Annotated in this window: 8 protein-coding genes, 2 tRNA genes, 2 rRNA genes and 1 riboswitch; of the genes, 8 read left to right on the top strand and 4 right to left on the bottom strand. The window is 59.9% G+C overall.

All coding sequences use genetic code 11. The features are described from left to right. Positions 1–18 precede the first annotated feature (18 nt). Positions 19–858 carry a chorismate mutase gene (locus HMPREF9696_RS18475; RefSeq protein ID WP_002714573.1) on the bottom strand — a complete coding sequence of 280 codons (840 nt, stop codon included), beginning with the start codon at positions 856–858 and terminating at the stop codon, positions 19–21. A 214-nt stretch (positions 859–1,072) separates the two neighbouring features. After that, a riboswitch (SAM riboswitch) is annotated at positions 1,073–1,152 on the top strand. 88 nt (positions 1,153–1,240) lie between these two features. On the opposite strand from HMPREF9696_RS18475, the gene metX reads away from it, so the two are divergent. The 3 genes from metX to HMPREF9696_RS18490 all read left to right on the top strand — a co-directional run bounded on the left by metX (position 1,241) and on the right by HMPREF9696_RS18490 (position 3,935). Then, a complete protein-coding gene (metX, locus tag HMPREF9696_RS18480; protein ID WP_002714574.1) occupies positions 1,241–2,440 on the top strand; it encodes a homoserine O-acetyltransferase MetX in 1,200 nt (399 codons plus the stop codon). Between the two features lies 1 nt (position 2,441). Further along, a complete protein-coding gene (gene metW / locus HMPREF9696_RS18485) occupies positions 2,442–3,104 on the top strand; it encodes a methionine biosynthesis protein MetW (RefSeq protein ID WP_002714575.1) in 663 nt (220 codons plus the stop codon). 210 nt (positions 3,105–3,314) lie between these two features. After that, entirely contained in the window at positions 3,315–3,935 is a 621-nt protein-coding gene (locus HMPREF9696_RS18490; protein WP_002714576.1) for a TIGR02594 family protein, read from the top strand. Here HMPREF9696_RS18490 and HMPREF9696_RS18495 read toward each other — a convergent pair. Further along, positions 3,932–4,696, bottom strand: coding sequence for an MOSC domain-containing protein (locus HMPREF9696_RS18495; protein WP_002714577.1), 765 nt, complete (start codon positions 4,694–4,696; stop codon positions 3,932–3,934). The genes HMPREF9696_RS18490 and HMPREF9696_RS18495 overlap by 4 nt on opposite strands. Before the next feature lie 222 nt (positions 4,697–4,918). Here HMPREF9696_RS18495 and clpB point away from each other — a divergent pair, with 222 nt between their 5' ends. Then, positions 4,919–7,552, top strand: coding sequence for an ATP-dependent chaperone ClpB (clpB, locus tag HMPREF9696_RS18500; RefSeq protein WP_002714578.1), 2,634 nt, complete (start codon positions 4,919–4,921; stop codon positions 7,550–7,552). 72 nt (positions 7,553–7,624) lie between these two features. On the opposite strand, the gene HMPREF9696_RS18505 is transcribed toward clpB, so the two are convergent. Then, the gene (locus tag HMPREF9696_RS18505) at positions 7,625–9,259 is read right to left on the bottom strand and encodes a Vgb family protein (RefSeq protein WP_002714579.1); all 1,635 of its coding nucleotides are present in this window, start codon (positions 9,257–9,259) and stop codon (positions 7,625–7,627) included. 147 nt (positions 9,260–9,406) lie between these two features. Beyond that, entirely contained in the window at positions 9,407–11,443 is a 2,037-nt protein-coding gene (locus HMPREF9696_RS18510) for a peptidoglycan DD-metalloendopeptidase family protein (RefSeq protein ID WP_002714580.1), read from the bottom strand. A gap of 964 nt (positions 11,444–12,407) precedes the next feature. Between HMPREF9696_RS18510 and HMPREF9696_RS18515 the strand changes: the two genes are divergently transcribed. The 4 genes from HMPREF9696_RS18515 (at position 12,408) to HMPREF9696_RS18530 (ending at position 17,604) form a co-directional block, all read left to right on the top strand. Beyond that, a 16S ribosomal RNA gene (locus tag HMPREF9696_RS18515) occupies positions 12,408–13,896 on the top strand. A 223-nt stretch (positions 13,897–14,119) separates the two neighbouring features. Continuing rightward, positions 14,120–14,196: transfer RNA gene (locus HMPREF9696_RS18520), tRNA-Ile, on the top strand. Positions 14,197–14,249: 53 nt separating this feature from the next. Further along, positions 14,250–14,325: transfer RNA gene (locus tag HMPREF9696_RS18525), tRNA-Ala, on the top strand. Between the two features lie 461 nt (positions 14,326–14,786). Beyond that, positions 14,787–17,604 (top strand): 23S ribosomal RNA (locus tag HMPREF9696_RS18530). The 16S and 23S rRNA genes sit together here with 2 tRNA genes alongside, the layout of an rRNA operon. Positions 17,605–17,633 lie beyond the last annotated feature (29 nt).

Here is a 17,633-nt window from a genome sequence, read left to right on the forward strand (position 1 = left end):
GTAACTCCGAAAGAAAGACTAGCTGGCTGCGGCAGCCGGCGGGACCGTATAGCGCGTTGCATGGCTCCCGACGAGGGCCGATGAGCGCACCGAGGCCCCCGCGGCCACCAGCGCGGCGGTGATTTTGGTCAGGCCATCCGTGCCCGGAACCGAGATCAGCAGGGCAGCGCCGTCGGATGCGGTGTCGGGAACGGCGATGATCTCGGAAAAAGGGGAGAGCGCGCGCGCCACATCCGCGCTCCAGCCAGAGACGCGGACGCTCCACATCTCGACCTCGGTGACCATGGCGTCGGCGGCGACGCGCGAGATCACGAACACGGGCAAAGCTGCGGGATGATCGGCGCGTTCGACGAACGGCAGGCGCGCGATGATCTTCGGTGCGCCCGCAGGCTCCAGTGCCAGCCACCATGGCGAGCGGCTGCTCGCCGCCGAGATCAGCGCAAGATCGCCTTTGGATTTGGCGACGGCCTCGACCGCAGCTTCGGCATTGAAGTGCGGAATGAAGGGAACAGTAAAGCCGAAATGAAACCGCGCCGAATCCCGCATCGCGGATTCGCCGGTCGAGAGATCGGCATGCACGGAGAACGGCGCCTGCACGTAAGTGAACGTCGAGATGATGACGCGCCAGATGCTCTCCACCGTGTCGAGCGGCAGGATGCCGCGATGACGCTGCACCAGGCGGCGCATCATGTCGGCCTCGCGCGCAGGCCGGAAGGCCGAGCCGACTTCCTGGGTCTTCTTCACCGAGATCAGGCGGTCGATGATGTCGCCGCGCTTCATCAGCAGCTCATGCACCTGCTCGTCGATGGAATCGATTTCGCGGCGCAGGTCCTGCAGGGATGGCGGTTGCTGGGTCATCGTTTCAACTTGGGCCGAACTTGGTGCCGAACGCGGCTTGCGGCGCGCAGGGCTTCTGGAAATCATCGAAAACGGGATTGGTTGGCCGCATTGATAGGCAGGAGAGAGCCTGAAAGCAAAGAAAACATTGGCAATTCCGCCCTTCAACCCGAGCAGGGGCGCCTTGCGCTTTTGCGCTGCAGCTTGACGAAAAGGCCGTTCGTGACTAGTAACTTAGCCATTCCGTGGTCATTTGAGCCGGCCGGCTTGCAGCCACGTTAAACAACTCGCTAAACAGGCCGGGGATGTAAGTGATCCCGGCCGAACCTCGTTTCAGGCCGGGTTTTTTGTGCCTGATTTCCGACGTTGGTCCTCGCGACCCGCTGAGGAGGCCAGAAACAAGATGGTTAATGTCAAACCGCTGAAGGGCGATACGACGTCCACTGAACGCGCACACGAGGCGGATCATCCGTCGTCATTGGTCGCGCAGTTCGGCGCCGACATGCCGCTGCATCTCGACTGCGGCATTGATCTCGCCCCGTTTCAGATCGCCTATCAGGCTTACGGCACGCTGAACGCCGATCGCTCCAACGCGATCCTGATCTGCCACGCGCTGACGGGCGATCAGCATGTGGCCAACGTGCATCCGGTCACCGGCAAGCCCGGATGGTGGCAGACGCTGGTCGGCCCCGCCAAGCCGATCGACACCGACCGCTATTACGTTGTCTGCTCCAATGTGGTCGGCGGCTGCATGGGCTCGACCGGCCCGTCATCGACCAATCCCGCGACCGGCAAACTCTGGGGCCTGGATTTTCCGGTCATCACCATTCCCGACATGGTGCGCGCGCAGGCCATGCTGCTCGATCATCTCGGCATCGACAAGCTGTTCGCCGTGGTCGGCGGTTCGATGGGCGGCATGCAGGTCCTGCAATGGACCACGGCCTATCCGGAGCGCGTATTCTCCGCGCTGGCAGTGGCATGTAGCACGCGGCACTCGGCGCAGAACATTGCCTTCCATGAGCTTGGCCGTCAGGCGGTGATGGCCGATCCGGACTGGCGGGGCGGGCGTTATTTCGAGGACGGCACTCATCCGCATCGCGGGCTTGGTGTTGCGCGGATGGCCGCGCACATCACGTATCTCTCCGACGCGGCGCTGCATCGCAAGTTCGGCCGCCGCCTGCAGGACCGCGAACTGCCGACCTTTTCGTTCGATGCGGATTTCGAGGTAGAAAGCTATCTGCGACATCAGGGCTCGTCCTTTGTCGAACGGTTCGACGCCAACAGCTATCTCTATCTGACCCGCGCGATGGACTACTTCGACATCGCCGCCGATCATGATGGCGTGCTGGCGGAAGCGTGGCGCGGCACGCGCACGCGCTTCTGCGTGGTGTCCTTCACCAGCGACTGGCTGTTCCCGACCTCGGAATCGCGCGCCATCGTCCATGCGCTCAACGCCGGCAGCGCGCGGGTGTCGTTTGCCGAAATCGAGACCGACAGGGGGCACGACGCCTTTCTGCTCGATGTGCCCGAGTTCATCGAAATCTCCCGCGCGTTTCTGGAGTCGGCGGCGTCGGCTCACGGCCTGAATTCAGCGAGCAGCTAACATGGCACTTCAGGATCAGGCGTTTCGCCCGACGGCAGTTCTTCCCGTCACCGAAAACGGCTATCGCGCGGATCATCTATTGGTCGCGGAGATGGTCGAGCCCGGCTCCAAGGTGCTCGATGTCGGCTGCGGCGAGGGCGATCTGCTGCGTCTTCTGGAGACGCGCGGCGTCGACGGTCGCGGCATTGAGCTGTCGCGCGAAGGCGTCAACCGCTGCGTCGCCAAGGGCCTCGCCGTGGTGCAGGGCGACGCCGATACCGATCTCGTCAACTATCCGGACGACTCGTTCGACTATGTAATTCTGTCGCAGACCCTGCAGGCGACACGTCAGCCCCGCGTGGTGCTCGAAAATCTCTTGCGGATCGGGCGCAGCGCCATCGTCTCGTTTCCGAATTTCGGTCACTGGAAAATGCGGCTGCAACTCTTGATCAAGGGTCAGATGCCGCGCACGGAAAACCTTCCGGCCACTTGGTACGACACGCCGAACATCCATTTCTGCACCATCAAGGACTTCGTGCAGTTGTGCGACGAGATCAACGTGAAGATGGAGCGTGCAGTGGCGCTCGATCTTTATGGCCGGCCGCTGCGGCTCAATGCGCCGTGGTGGTTCTGGAATATGTTCGGCGAGCAGGGCGTGTTCCTGCTCAAGCGCCGCGACACCTGACTTGATCAAACGGGCTTAACGTCTACGGCTGCAATGCGGCCGTGTATGTCCGCATTCTCGCCATGAAATGGTCCCGCGATCGCCGCGAAATGACTCCGCGCGCGCCTTTTCCCGTCTTGCTCTCGTCACATCCAACCGTTTTGTGCACTGCGGCATATCGCTCCGCCCGCGGGGCGATGGGGGATCTGGATGTTACGAGGGACTTATTGGATGACTGTATCGCGTAAACTTAGCCTGCCACTTCGAGGCGCCGCGCTGGCGCTGTGTTCGGTGGCTGTTGTTGCACTGGCGACGCCGGCCTCGGCGAGGCCGCGCCACGGCGCAAGCCACCACCATCATGTTCACCATTCCAAACATCACGCCAAGAAGCATTATGGCCATCGGCATCGGCATCATGCGCGGCGTGGCCGTTACGCTGCGGCAGCGGCTGCGGACACGTCAGCCTCGCAGGGGTTTGGCGGCTTTGGTGGCTTTGGCGGATCGAACGTGGTCGCTGAAGCGCGCCGTTACATCGGCAGTGGCAACCCGACCGGCCGCGCCAGTCTCTGGTGCGCGCGTTTCATGAACATGGTTCTCGAGCGTTCGGGCCATAAGGGCACCGGTTCGGATATGGCCCGCTCGTTCGCGAGCTACGGCCATCGCATTTCCGGCCCGCAGGTCGGCGCCATCGCGGTGATGTCGCGCGGCCGCCGTGGCGGTCATGTCGGCGTTGTCAGCGGCATTGACGCCAAGGGCAACCCTATTGTGATCTCCGGCAATCACGGCCACCGTGTCGCCGAGGCGACCTATTCGCGCGGGCGCATCTACGCCTACGTGATGCCGTCGAGCTAAGTCTGTACCGCATCGCCGGTGGCAATATCGCCGCCGGCGATCACCTCGGCATAGACGCCGCAATCGGCATGATCGAACATCTGCATCAGGGCCTGCGGAATGTTCAGATCGCGTTCGGCAGTGTCCGGATCGACATTCACGGCGGCGCAGCGGACGATCCGCTTAACCACCTTCAGCCGTGCGGTGCCGATGGTCAGTTCCTGTCCCAGCAGATCGAATTCGTGCCAGGCGGGCCAGCCGCTGACATAAAGATTGCCGCGAAAGCGTAGCGGATTGACCGGCTGTCCGACCATGGTCTCGATGCTGGCCACGCTGGCCAGATTGATGATCGACACCACCTTGGCCGCGACATCCGAGAAACTGTGGCCCGGTGCGGCGAGGATTTTCGGCGGCCCCCGCAGTTCGCTGGCAAAGTTGTCCGCGAAGAATCTTTCAATGGAGGCGCGCCCTTCTGCGGTTTCCAGGTCGCCCCGCGCCGCCTCCGCATTGTTGTGGCGGATGGTCAGGACATTGCTGGCGTCATCAAACCGGGTCTGCAGCCCGGCGAGACGCTCGTTCCGCATCAGCATCAGGAAGCGGATTTTCGGAAAATACTTCGGGTCCGCCGGATCGAATCCGATGGGGCCGTTCTCGATCGCATAGCGCCGGTCGGCGGGCAGGGTTCCGCCTACCTCCAGGGTGGTCTGCCGGAGCAGTTCCGGCGACAGGCCTTTGACGGGATAGCGATAGATGCTCTGGAGCGTTGCGGCGGGGTCTGACATGCCCAACTCCTTATGCGGATTCGCCGTTTCCCGCTACATCTGCCAAATTTTCAGCCCTGCCTCTTTCGCTGGCGCAGCCAAGTTCCCACATGTGGCTCAAGCCGGTGCAACGCCGGTCCCCGTCCCGGGTTGAGGAACGTCAATGCCGGCGGCGGAACCCCATTGAAGATGCTAACATCCGTGCCTTCGGGGCGGACATGTAGCAGGCTGAGGGAAACCCGAATGAACATTGAAAAATATACCGACCGCGTGAAGGGATTCATCCAGTCGGCACAGACACTGGCCATGCGTGAGGGCCATCAGCAATTCACGCCCTTGCATATCCTCAAAGTGCTTCTCGACGACAGCGAAGGTTTGGCTGGCGGTCTGATCGATCGGTCCGGCGGCAATTCGCGCGCGATCCTGAAGGCAACCGAGGATGCGCTGAACAAGATGCCGAAGGTTTCAGGCGCGGGAGCAGGACAGGTTTACCTTGCTCCGGCGACGGCGCGTGCCTTCGACGCTGCCGAACAGGCTGCCGAGAAGGCCGGCGACAGTTTCGTGACCGTCGAGCGCCTGCTGCAGGCGCTTGCCGCCGACAAGGAAAGCGATGCAGGCGCGCTGCTCGCCAAGGGCGGCGTCACCCCGCAGAACCTCAATGCGGCGATCAATGCGCTCCGCAAGGGCCGTACCGCCGACAGCGCGTCGGCGGAAAACGCCTATGACGCGCTGAAGAAATATGCCCGCGACCTGACCGAGGCGGCGCATGACGGCAAGCTCGATCCGGTGATCGGGCGCGACGAGGAAATCCGCCGCACGATTCAGGTGTTGTCACGCCGCACCAAGAACAATCCCGTCCTGATCGGCGAACCCGGCGTCGGCAAGACCGCCATCGTCGAAGGCCTCGCGCTGCGCATCATCAACGGTGACGTACCGGAGAGCCTCAAGGACAAGAAGGTGCTGTCGCTCGATATGGGCGCGCTGATTGCCGGCGCGAAATATCGCGGCGAGTTCGAGGAGCGGCTGAAAGCCGTGCTCTCGGAGGTCACCAGTTCCGACGGCCAGATCATCCTGTTCATCGACGAAATGCACACGCTGGTCGGCGCGGGCAAGGCTGACGGCGCGATGGATGCGTCCAATCTGCTCAAGCCGGCGCTGGCGCGCGGCGAACTGCATTGCATCGGCGCGACCACGCTTGATGAATATCGCAAGCATGTCGAGAAGGACGCTGCATTGGCCCGCCGCTTCCAGCCGGTGTTCGTGTCCGAGCCGACGGTGGAGGACGCGGTGTCGATCCTGCGCGGCCTGAAGGAGAAGTATGAACTTCATCACGGTGTCCGCATCACGGATTCCGCGATCGTCTCCGCCGCCACGCTGTCGAACCGCTACATCACCGACCGTTTCCTCCCCGATAAGGCCATCGACCTGATCGACGAGGCCGCGGCGCGGCTGAAGATGCAGATCGATTCCAAGCCGGAAGAACTCGACAACATCGACCGCGAAATCGTGCGGTTGAAGATCGAGCAGGAGGCGCTGAAGAAGGAAACCGATTCGGCGTCGAAGGATCGCTTGCAGCGGCTCGAGAAGGAGTTGGCCGACCTTGAGGAGAAGGGCGCTGCGCTGACTGCGAAGTGGCAGTCGGAGCGTGACAAGCTGTCCAATGCCCAGAAGGTCAAGAGCGAACTCGAACAGGCGCGCCAGGAACTGGCCGACGCGCAGCGGCGCGGCGAATTCCAGAAGGCGGGCGAACTGGCCTATGGCCGGATTCCCGAACTGGAAAAGAAGCTGAAGGCGCTGGAAGAGAGCGAGAAGGCCGGCAATGTCGTGCTGGAAGAAGCCGTAACGTCAAGCCATGTCGCGCAGGTCGTGTCACGCTGGACCGGCATTCCGGTCGACAAGATGCTGGAAGGCGAACGCGAGAAGCTGCTCAAGATGGAGCTGCAGCTTGCGGAGCGCGTGATCGGTCAGGCCGAAGCCGTCGGCGCGGTCTCGACCGCGGTGCGGCGTTCGCGCGCCGGACTGCAGGATCCGAACCGTCCGATCGGATCCTTCATGTTCCTGGGCCCCACCGGCGTCGGCAAGACCGAGCTCACCAAGGCGCTCGCCGAATATCTGTTCGACGACGAGACTGCGATGGTGCGCCTCGACATGTCCGAGTTCATGGAGAAGCACTCCGTCGCACGGCTGATCGGCGCGCCTCCGGGCTATGTCGGCTATGACGAGGGCGGCGTGCTCACCGAGGCGGTGCGGCGCAGGCCGTATCAGGTCGTGCTGTTCGACGAGATCGAAAAGGCGCATCCCGATGTGTTCAACGTGCTGCTGCAGGTGCTCGATGACGGCCGCCTGACCGACGGTCAGGGCCGCACCGTCGATTTCCGCAACACACTGATCATCATGACCTCCAATCTCGGGTCCGAGTTCCTCGTCAGCCAGGCTGAGGGCGAGGATACATCAGCGGTGCGCGAGCAGGTGATGGCCGTGGTGCGGGCGAGCTTCCGTCCGGAGTTCCTCAACCGCGTGGATGAGATCATCCTGTTCCACCGGCTGCAGCGGACCGAAATGGGCCGTATAGTCGACATCCAGATGCGGCGGCTGCTCAAGCTGCTGGCGGATCGCAAGATTACGCTGACGCTCGATGAGAAGGCGCGTGAGTGGCTGGCGGCAAAAGGGTGGGACCCGGCTTACGGCGCGCGTCCGCTCAAGCGTGCGATCCAGCGCGCGGTTCAGGACCCGCTCGCGGAAATGATCCTGTCCGGCCGCATCCACGACGGCGAGAACGTCGTGGTGTCCGCGAAGGACGAAGGTCTGACCTTCAACGGTCAGCTTGCCCGGATCGACACCGAGACGCCGCCGGTGCCGAAAAGCAAGCTGAATTGACAAGAACGAGCTGAACCGAAACGAAAGAGCCGGGTGCTGCACCCGGCTCTTTTTTTATCGTCTCTGTGCCGCCTACTTCTTCTTCAGCGTATAGATCGCGTTCTCGATATCGGACGACACATAGATCGTCCCCGCTGCGCCAACGCCGACTCCGGTTGGAATGTTCGTCGGCAGCGTTCCTGCCGCCCCTGCAAGGCCGATCGGCAGGTTGCCGGCGATTTCGGTGACTGTGCCGTTTGCCGGATCGACCGAAATCACACGCTTCGCGCCGACCTCGGCGACGATCAGTTTGCCGTCAGGCGCAAGCGCGATGCCTTCCGGGCCTTTCAGGTCTTTGGCAACAACGGTTTTGTTGCCGCTCGCAAGATCGACCTTCGACACCAGCCCGGCGAAGGCCTCGGTCAGATAGACGGTGCTGTCGTTCGCGGCGACAAGTCCGACAGGACCGGCAAGATCGCCCGCCACCGTCTTGCGGTCCTTGCCATGTTCGCCGCTGGCGCGGACCAGCGATTTAGTGCCGAGTTCGTTGACCAGAATGCTGCCGTCACCGAGGCGCACCGCATCATGGGGGGCCTTGAAGCCGTGCAGCATCTCGATGGTCTTGCCGCTCTTGCGGTCGATCAGTTGCACCGTGCCAGTGAACCAGCTCGACAGCACGACGAAATCGCCCTTCGCCGTGGCGCTCATCGGATATTCCAGCGTCACGTCCGCGGCGTGCATGCGCGCAGGTTCGCTGACCTTGCCGGTGGCGCCGTCAACGGTGCGGTAGGCGAAGACGTCGGCGACGTAGACCGTGTCCTTGGCTCCGTCGCTGACGACACCGATGCCGCCGGGCAATGAAAGCTGGCCGATAATGACCTGCTTGGCGGTGCCGGTCTCTGGATCGACCTCCTGAATGCCGTTATCGGCCATGTTGGAGACGAAGATGCGGTCGTTGCTGTCGATGGCGAGATTGTCGAGCGCCGGCTTGAGCTGAGCCGCGACCTTCTTGGCACCGGTTTTCGGATCGACCTTCACCAATTGTCCGAGCGCGGTATCCACCACCCAGAGATTGCCCTTGGAATCGAAGTTGACGGCGGCCGGGACCTTGAAGCCTTCGGCGACGACGGCGAGATCGCCCTTGTCGACATCGACCTTCACCACTTGTCCCTTGAACCAGAGCGGACCGTAAAGCAGGCCGTCGGGGCCGAATTCGAATCCGTTCAGCCCGCCCATCTTTTCCATGATCTTGCGCGGCGGCTTCACGCCTTCGACGTCGATTTCATAGAGCGCGTCGCCGAGGAAAACCTGCGTGGCATAGAGCCGGCCGTCCTTGCGGAAGGCGAGGGAATTGATGCCGGGGAGACCCGAGGCGAGCTTTTTGATCGGGCCATCGCCCTTGCGGGCATAAAGATCGCCGGTGAGAAAGCCGGTCCACGCCATGGTCCCGTCGGGCGCAAACGCGATGTCGTCGGCCATGCCGCCGTCGGCGGTGGAGATCGCAATCTTCGCGGTGCCTGCTGCGCGATCCACTTCGTAAAGCGCCGCGCCCGCGACGCTGCCGGCGAACAGACGTCCGCTCTTGTCGATGCCAAGGCCATGCACGCCGTGAAAAGCCGAGCCGGGCACAAGTTTCGTCACCTCATAGGCTTGCGCGAAGGCCGCGGTGGCTGCGCCGAGCGTGAGCGTAGCTGCAAGAGTCGCGCGTGCGACGAAACGATGTTTCATATTCAAAACCTCCCGGCAGAATGATTTTTATGCCGGAAAGTATTTGTCGCAGCGCGCCGCTTGGCAATGAAAACCGACATTGCGACGCACGCGCACAACCACTCGCTGCGTCGTTTGTTTTAAACGCCGGGATGTTTGTCTTGAATTTTAGCGGTCGCTGGCCTGAGCCGTCTTCTGGCTCTTGGCGGCTTGCGGCTGCGGACGCGTGCCGCCCGGACGATTGTTGATCATCGCGTCAAGCCGGTCACGTTCGGCTTCAAAGCTCGCCAGCATCGGCCCTTCAAGCGAGCGTCCGCGCGGCAGCTTGATGCGCATCGGATCGACAAAACGGCCGTTGACCAGAATTTCGTAGTGGACATGCGCTCCGGTGGAGAGGCCGGTCGATCCGACGAAGCCGATCACTTGGCCCTGCCGCACGCGCTTGCCGGGCTCCATGCCCTTGGCGAAAGCGGTCATGTGGCCATAGGCGGTTTCATATCCGTTGGGATGCTTGATGCGGATGTACTTGCCGTAGCCGCCTTCCCAGCCGGCCTTTTCGATCACGCCGTTGCCGGAGGCGAAGATCGGCGTGCCGTAAGGCGCGGCCCAGTCCACACCGGTATGCATCTTGGTGTAGCCGAGGATCGGATGGCGGCGTCCACCGAAGCCCGAGCGCATGATCGCGTTGTTGACGGGTTTGCGGACCAGGAACTTCTTCGCGCTCTTGCCGGTCTCGTCGTAGTAATCGACGATCGAGTCATCGGGCGCCTGGAAGCGATAGTATTTCTTGGTTTCGCCGCCGACGGTGAGGGCGGCGTAGAGGACGTCGTTCTTCTCGACGGTGCCGGTGGTTTCGTCGTCGCCGGCAAAGAAGACCTCGAACGAATCGCCGGCCTGAACCCTGCGCTGGAAGTCGACGTCGTAGGAGTAGATCCGGATCATGTCCTCGATGACGGTGGCCGGAACCTTGTTGCGCAGCGCGGTCTCATAGATGCTCTGATAGAGCCGGACACCGGTGCCGTCATCCTCGTCGTCATCATCGTCGCGGCTGTTAGCGGCGGTTTCCGTGACGCTGTTGAAGCTCGCCGGATCGACCGCGACGTATTTGCCGAGATCGGACAATGCAGCCACCGCCTCGATGGTGGTTTCGTTGGCGACAATGACGCGGACCGGCTGCTGGCGCTGCAAGCCCGGACCGGTGCCGGCCATCATGATGCGCAGCTTCTGGCCTTCCCTCAGCCCGCCGTCGCGGCCGCGCGCGCCGAGATTGTTGGCGATCGCCAGCGCCTCGCCGGGTGTCGCACCGAGGTCGCGCAGAACCGACTGGACGGTGTCGCCCTTCTTGACGACGTGAATCTTTTCGCTGGAGGGATTGCCGCCGGTGATCTGGTCCTTGGTCTTCGGCAGCAGGGTGACGTTTTCCGGGACCACGCGGGCCTCGAAGCCGGCGTAAAGATCCGGCGTGCCTTCCGCGGCATAGGCCATCCGCAGGTCGGACGGCGTGTTGGATGCGTATTTGACTGCGCTGTTGCCGCGCCAGCTCGAGGCGTCGCGCACCCGCATCAAAACCTCGTCGATGGCCACGCTGGCCGCGATTTTCGCGCGCGGCAGCACCGAGGCGAGGTCGCGCGTGACAAACGAGACTTCGGCATCCGGCTCGGCGGCATTGGGATTTTGCGAATCGTCGCTGTCCGAAGCCGCCGAGGTGCTGACATCGGTCAGCAGACGCTGGGCGTTAAAGGCGGGGACCTTGGCTGAGAGATCGCTGGTCGTGAGGGACAGATTGCCTGCGATCCGCACGAACGGGCGAACCCGCATCACGTCGCGTCCGCCGGCACGCACCGCTGTCGAAACGCGAATGACCTGACGGGCGGCGGCCGATTCGCTCGGAGGCGGAAGGCGATCGCTCTTTCGGGCGACCGCGCCCTTGTCATTGGCGCCGAACGCGCCGCGCAGCGTGGCTTCCACCCGCTCGGGCACCTTGGCGAAGGTCATTTCGCCGTCGAGAGATGCGAAAACGGCGCCGCCGATCAAAGCCGCGCCGCACAGACCGGTGAGAATTGTGCCGCTGAACCACTGAACGGAGACCCGGCGGCGATCAATGACCGCGGCTTCCGAACCATCGACGGACAGCGGAGGCTCGTGACCGAGATCAATGATCCCGACACGCCCGTAATGGCCCCCGCGTGACGTCCCGTGGCTCAAAACCGAAGTCCCCCCAAAGCCTGTGTCCCCCCAACGCCTGTCAAAGTTTTTTGCCTTCAGGTCTTGTCTTCGTTGTCAGGTCTTCAGCGCTTCACGAACGCCACTTCAAGAACGGCCGCCTCAAGATCAGCCAGTGTGACGTCATCCGGCTCGTCGTGCCCGGCGGGATCGCCCCGGGCGGTTAAGAGCCAATAGCCTCTGGCTGACTTTCAGTCACCGGTATTCGTCGCAAGCCAAAGAAACAGCGAGTCGTCGAGCACCGGTTCCGCACAACTTCCGAAGATGACGATCCCTTAATCTGGCGGCGGCCCCCAATCAGCCGCCGAATCTTCGTCCCGGACATCGAAACTATACTTGTATTCGACCGGCCGAGGCATATTTCCTGTGCAGGACGTCGCAGGAATGTGGCTCAAGTACGGCGCGAAGGCCTGATAAATCAGGGGTTCTTGGCAGTCGAATTTTTTTGGGTGCGTTGCGACGATTTTTTGACATTGGCGTTGACAAGCTCTGATGGCCGGGCCTATAACCCGACCACTGAGCGCGGCGGCGCCGGGGCACACAGCCCAGGCTAGCTTCCGCGCCTGTCAAGCTCCTCTCCACGGTGAGTGAACAAACAGCCGATAGTTGTCGGTTGTCATTCGGCGTCGGATGGGTAGCGGGGTCTCTATTAAGTAGAGACACACGAGATTTTCGCCCAGCCATGGGCGAGTGAAACCCTCGGGTTTCGGGCTGTTTGACAAGTAAAGATGAAGAAAGAGAAACGTGGACGGCGGAGTCCTTGCGGGTCTCGGGTTTGAGAGCTTCGGCTTTCAGGTCGGGACCGGACGAAAGACTTCGGCGGTACACGTTTCAAAGGTTACACCATCGTTGTCAGCGATGTGAATCGCAGACAGCAGGTTGGCTTCGGCCGACAATGGTGGGACCTCGTCAAACGTTGTGATCAGCCGGTTTAAAGTTTCAAGTCCAACTTGAGAGTTTGATCCTGGCTCAGAGCGAACGCTGGCGGCAGGCTTAACACATGCAAGTCGAACGGGCGTAGCAATACGTCAGTGGCAGACGGGTGAGTAACGCGTGGGAACGTACCTTTTGGTTCGGAACAACACAGGGAAACTTGTGCTAATACCGGATAAGCCCTTACGGGGAAAGATTTATCGCCGAAAGATCGGCCCGCGTCTGATTAGCTAGTTGGTGAGGTAACGGCTCACCAAGGCGACGATCAGTAGCTGGTCTGAGAGGATGATCAGCCACATTGGGACTGAGACACGGCCCAAACTCCTACGGGAGGCAGCAGTGGGGAATATTGGACAATGGGGGCAACCCTGATCCAGCCATGCCGCGTGAGTGATGAAGGCCCTAGGGTTGTAAAGCTCTTTTGTGCGGGAAGATAATGACGGTACCGCAAGAATAAGCCCCGGCTAACTTCGTGCCAGCAGCCGCGGTAATACGAAGGGGGCTAGCGTTGCTCGGAATCACTGGGCGTAAAGGGTGCGTAGGCGGGTCTTTAAGTCAGAGGTGAAAGCCTGGAGCTCAACTCCAGAACTGCCTTTGATACTGAGGATCTTGAGTTCGGGAGAGGTGAGTGGAACTGCGAGTGTAGAGGTGAAATTCGTAGATATTCGCAAGAACACCAGTGGCGAAGGCGGCTCACTGGCCCGATACTGACGCTGAGGCACGAAAGCGTGGGGAGCAAACAGGATTAGATACCCTGGTAGTCCACGCCGTAAACGATGAATGCCAGCCGTTGGAAAGTTTACTTTTCAGTGGCGCAGCTAACGCTTTAAGCATTCCGCCTGGGGAGTACGGTCGCAAGATTAAAACTCAAAGGAATTGACGGGGGCCCGCACAAGCGGTGGAGCATGTGGTTTAATTCGACGCAACGCGCAGAACCTTACCAGCCCTTGACATGTCCAGGACCGGTCGCAGAGATGTGACCTTCTCTTCGGAGCCTGGAGCACAGGTGCTGCATGGCTGTCGTCAGCTCGTGTCGTGAGATGTTGGGTTAAGTCCCGCAACGAGCGCAACCCCCGTCCTTAGTTGCTACCATTTAGTTGAGCACTCTAAGGAGACTGCCGGTGATAAGCCGCGAGGAAGGTGGGGATGACGTCAAGTCCTCATGGCCCTTACGGGCTGGGCTACACACGTGCTACAATGGCGGTGACAATGGGATGCAAAGGGGCGACCCCTAGCAAATCTCAAAAAGCCGTCTCAGTTCGGATTGGGCTCTGCAACTCGAGCCCATGAAGTTGGAATCGCTAGTAATCGTGGATCAGCATGCCACGGTGAATACGTTCCCGGGCCTTGTACACACCGCCCGTCACACCATGGGAGTTGGTTTTACCTGAAGACGGTGCGCTAACCCGCAAGGGAGGCAGCCGGCCACGGTAGGGTCAGCGACTGGGGTGAAGTCGTAACAAGGTAGCCGTAGGGGAACCTGCGGCTGGATCACCTCCTTTCTAAGGATGGTCCTTCAGTCTGCTTCGGCGACTATCGGATCGTTTTAGAAACATCAGTGGCCAGTGATTGGATCAATCGCTGAGCTGCATTGGCGGGACACCGCCGTCTTCGTTTCTCTTTCTTCGCGGACGAACACGCGCCAGGGGCGGCGCTGAAGCGTCGACGTTGCTTGCAACGTCGTGCCAGCTTGAGCCTCATATCCTTCAATGGACATGGTCGTTAGGGCTTGTAGCTCAGTTGGTTAGAGCGCGCGCTTGATAAGCGTGAGGTCGGAAGTTCAAGTCTTCCCAGGCCCACCACTTTGATTGCGTCATGCGTCTCTTCGTTGCTTCGAGCATTCGTCTTCTGGAACGGGGGCATAGCTCAGCTGGGAGAGCGCGTGCTTTGCAAGCATGAGGTCGTCGGTTCGATCCCGTCTGCCTCCACCAGAAGTCTGGTTGGGGTGACGGTTTGGTTGCAGTGTTCACGGTGCGCTCCATACGGGTAGCGCTCGTTTCAATGTCCGCGATACATCACTTCGCATGCAGAAGGTCTTCACCAAGACATCTGCCTGCGTGATTTCTGACATCGTAAAGAGGAGATCGATCCGAGCAGGATCGCCACAAAGCGTTTTGCAAAACTTGTTTTGCTTTTCGCCGGCGAGACCTTGCGCGTATCTCCAGACTGTTTTCGGCGCTTGGCCATCGTGAGATGTTCAGGTTGTAAAACGGTCCTTGTCGGCAACGCTTGACCGCATTGCCGTCGGTTCGATCTTACGAAGCAATCTGGTCTTTCTAATCATATCCAGCTTCATGCAGCCTCTATCGAGGGGGCGCGCTGATGATCTTCGGATCTTCAGCAAGTGTGGAGCCAACATTCTGCCGAGTGTGTGGATATTGATAATGAGAGCAATCAAGTGCCTTAAGGGTGTTCGGTGGATGCCTTGGCGATGAGAGGCGACGAAGGACGTGCTACGCTGCGATAAGCCGTGGGGAGCTGCGAAGGAGCTTTGATCCACGGATTTCCGAATGGGGAAACCCACCTTCGATAGCCGAAACTCTAAGTTCACAACGACGCAAGTCGGTGTGGATTTGGATTTTCGGTTATCAAGTGAAGGTATGAGACTTCTGAATACATAGGAGGTTTCAAGCGAACCCAGGGAACTGAAACATCTAAGTACCTGGAGGAAAGGACATCAACCGAGACTCCGCTAGTAGTGGCGAGCGAACGCGGACCAGGCCAGTCATCAATGTGAGACAATTGGAATCTGTCAGGAAAGCAGAGCCTTAGAGGGTGATAGCCCCGTACAAGTAATGCGAACATTGATGCTCGAGTAAGGCGGGACACGTGAAATCCTGTCTGAACATGGGGGGACCACCCTCCAAGCCTAAGTACTCCTCATCGACCGATAGTGAACCAGTACCGTGAGGGAAAGGTGAAAAGCACCCCGACGAGGGGAGTGAAATAGACCTGAAACCGGACACCTACAAACAGACGGAGCCCAAGACTTGTTCTGGGTGACGTCGTACCTTTTGTATTATGGGCCAGCGACTTAATTTAACGAGCAAGCTTAAACCGATAGGTGTAGGCGTAGCGAAAGCGAGTCTTAATAGGGCGCCAAGTTCGTTGTATTAGACCCGAAACCTAGTGATCTAGCCATGAGCAGGTTGAAGGTGAGGTAACACTCACTGGAGGACCGAACGGGTGCCTGTTGAAAAAGGCTCCGATGACTTGTGGTTAGGGGTGAAAGGCCAATCAAACTGGGAAATAGCTGGTTCTCCGCGAAAGATATTTAGGTATCGCCTCGGATGAATACCTCAGGGGGTAGAGCACTGGATGGGCTAGGGGGACTTACCGTCTTACCAAACCCAACCAAACTCCGAATACCTGAGAGTACTATCCGGGAGTCACACGGCGGGTGCTAACGTCCGTCGTGGAGAGGGAAACAACCCGGACCTACAGCTAAGGCCCCTAATTCGTGGCTAAGTGGGAAAGGATGTGGAAATCCCAAAACAACCAGGAGGTTGGCTTAGAAGCAGCCATCCTTTAAAGAAAGCGTAACAGCTCACTGGTCTAAATAAGGGTTTCTGCGCCGAAAATGTAACGGGGCTCAAGCCACGAGCCGAAGCTTAGGGTGTGCGCGCAAGCGTACGCGGTAGCGGAGCGTTCTGTAAGCCTGCGAAGGGTGACCCGTGAGGGCGCCTGGAGGTATCAGAAGTGCGAATGCTGGCATGAGTAACGACAAACAGTGTGAAAGACACTGTCGCCGAAAGTCCAAGGGTTCCTGCGTAAAGTTAATCTTCGCAGGGTTAGCCGGTCCCTAAGGCGAGGCCGAAAGGCGTAGTCGATGGGAATCACGTGAATATTCGTGAGCCAGTGGATGGTGACGAATCCCTTATGTTGTTCGACCTTATTGGATTGGTCGGGCCTCGACGGGGTTCCAGGAAATAGCCTCCACATCAGACCGTACCCGAAACCGACACAGGTGGACTGGTAGAGTATACCAAGGCGCTTGAGAGAACTATGTTGAAGGAACTCGGCAATTTACCTCCGTAACTTCGGGATAAGGGGGACCTCTGCCTGCGCAAGCAGTCAGGGGTGGCACAGACCAGGGGGTGGCAACTGTTTAGCAAAAACACAGGGCTCTGCGAAATCGCAAGATGACGTATAGGGTCTGACGCCTGCCCGGTGCCGGAAGGTTAAAAGGAGGAGTGCAAGCTCTGAATTGAAGCCCCGGTAAACGGCGGCCGTAACTATAACGGTCCTAAGGTAGCGAAATTCCTTGTCGGGTAAGTTCCGACCTGCACGAATGGCGTAATGACTTCCCCGCTGTCTCCAACATAGACTCAGTGAAATTGAATTCCCCGTGAAGATGCGGGGTTCCTGCGGTCAGACGGAAAGACCCCGTGCACCTTTACTGTAGCTTTGCGCTGGTATTCGTGACTGTTTGTGTAGAATAGGTGGTAGACTTTGAAGCTTGGGCGCCAGCCTGAGTGGAGTCGCAATGTGAAATACCACCCTAATGGTTATGGGTATCTAACCGCGTTCCGTTATCCGGAACCGGGACAGCGCATGGTGGGCAGTTTGACTGGGGCGGTCGCCTCCCAAAGAGTAACGGAGGCGTGCGATGGTAGGCTCAGAACGGTCGGAAATCGTTCGTCGAGTATAATGGCATAAGCCTGCCTGACTGCGAGACCAACAAGTCGAGCAGAGACGAAAGTCGGTCATAGTGATCCGGTGGTCCCGCGTGGATGGGCCATCGCTCAACGGATAAAAGGTACGCCGGGGATAACAGGCTGATGACGCCCAAGAGTCCATATCGACGGCGTCGTTTGGCACCTCGATGTCGGCTCATCACATCCTGGGGCTGGAGAAGGTCCCAAGGGTACGGCTGTTCGCCGTTTAAAGTGGTACGTGAGCTGGGTTCAGAACGTCGTGAGACAGTTCGGTCCCTATCTGCCGTGGGTGTTGGAATTTTGAGAGGATTTGTCCCTAGTACGAGAGGACCGGGATGAACGTACCTCTGGTGGAGCTGTTGTCGCGCCAGCGGCAGTGCAGCATAGCTATGTACGGACGGGATAACCGCTGAAGGCATCTAAGCGGGAAACCCACCTCAAAACGAGAATTCCCTTGAGAACCGTGGAAGACGACCACGTTGATAGGCCGGGTGTGGAAGTGCAGTAATGCATGTAGCTTACCGGTACTAATCGTTCGATTGGCTTGATTGCTCTCATTTTCAATGTCCACACACACTCTG

This window comes from Afipia clevelandensis ATCC 49720, assembly GCF_000336555.1.
GTDB lineage: Bacteria > Pseudomonadota > Alphaproteobacteria > Rhizobiales > Xanthobacteraceae > Afipia > Afipia clevelandensis.

Coding starts and splice junctions, on each gene's coding strand:
- metX (WP_002714574.1), top strand. CDS start 1,241: ATGGTTAATGTCAAACCGCTGAAGGGCGATACGACGTCCACTGAACGC.
- HMPREF9696_RS18505 (WP_002714579.1), bottom strand. CDS start 9,259: ATGAAACATCGTTTCGTCGCACGCGCGACTCTTGCAGCTACGCTCACG.
- metW (WP_002714575.1), top strand. CDS start 2,442: ATGGCACTTCAGGATCAGGCGTTTCGCCCGACGGCAGTTCTTCCCGTC.
- HMPREF9696_RS18475 (WP_002714573.1), bottom strand. CDS start 858: ATGACCCAGCAACCGCCATCCCTGCAGGACCTGCGCCGCGAAATCGAT.
- clpB (WP_002714578.1), top strand. CDS start 4,919: ATGAACATTGAAAAATATACCGACCGCGTGAAGGGATTCATCCAGTCG.
- HMPREF9696_RS18490 (WP_002714576.1), top strand. CDS start 3,315: ATGACTGTATCGCGTAAACTTAGCCTGCCACTTCGAGGCGCCGCGCTG.
- HMPREF9696_RS18495 (WP_002714577.1), bottom strand. CDS start 4,696: ATGTCAGACCCCGCCGCAACGCTCCAGAGCATCTATCGCTATCCCGTC.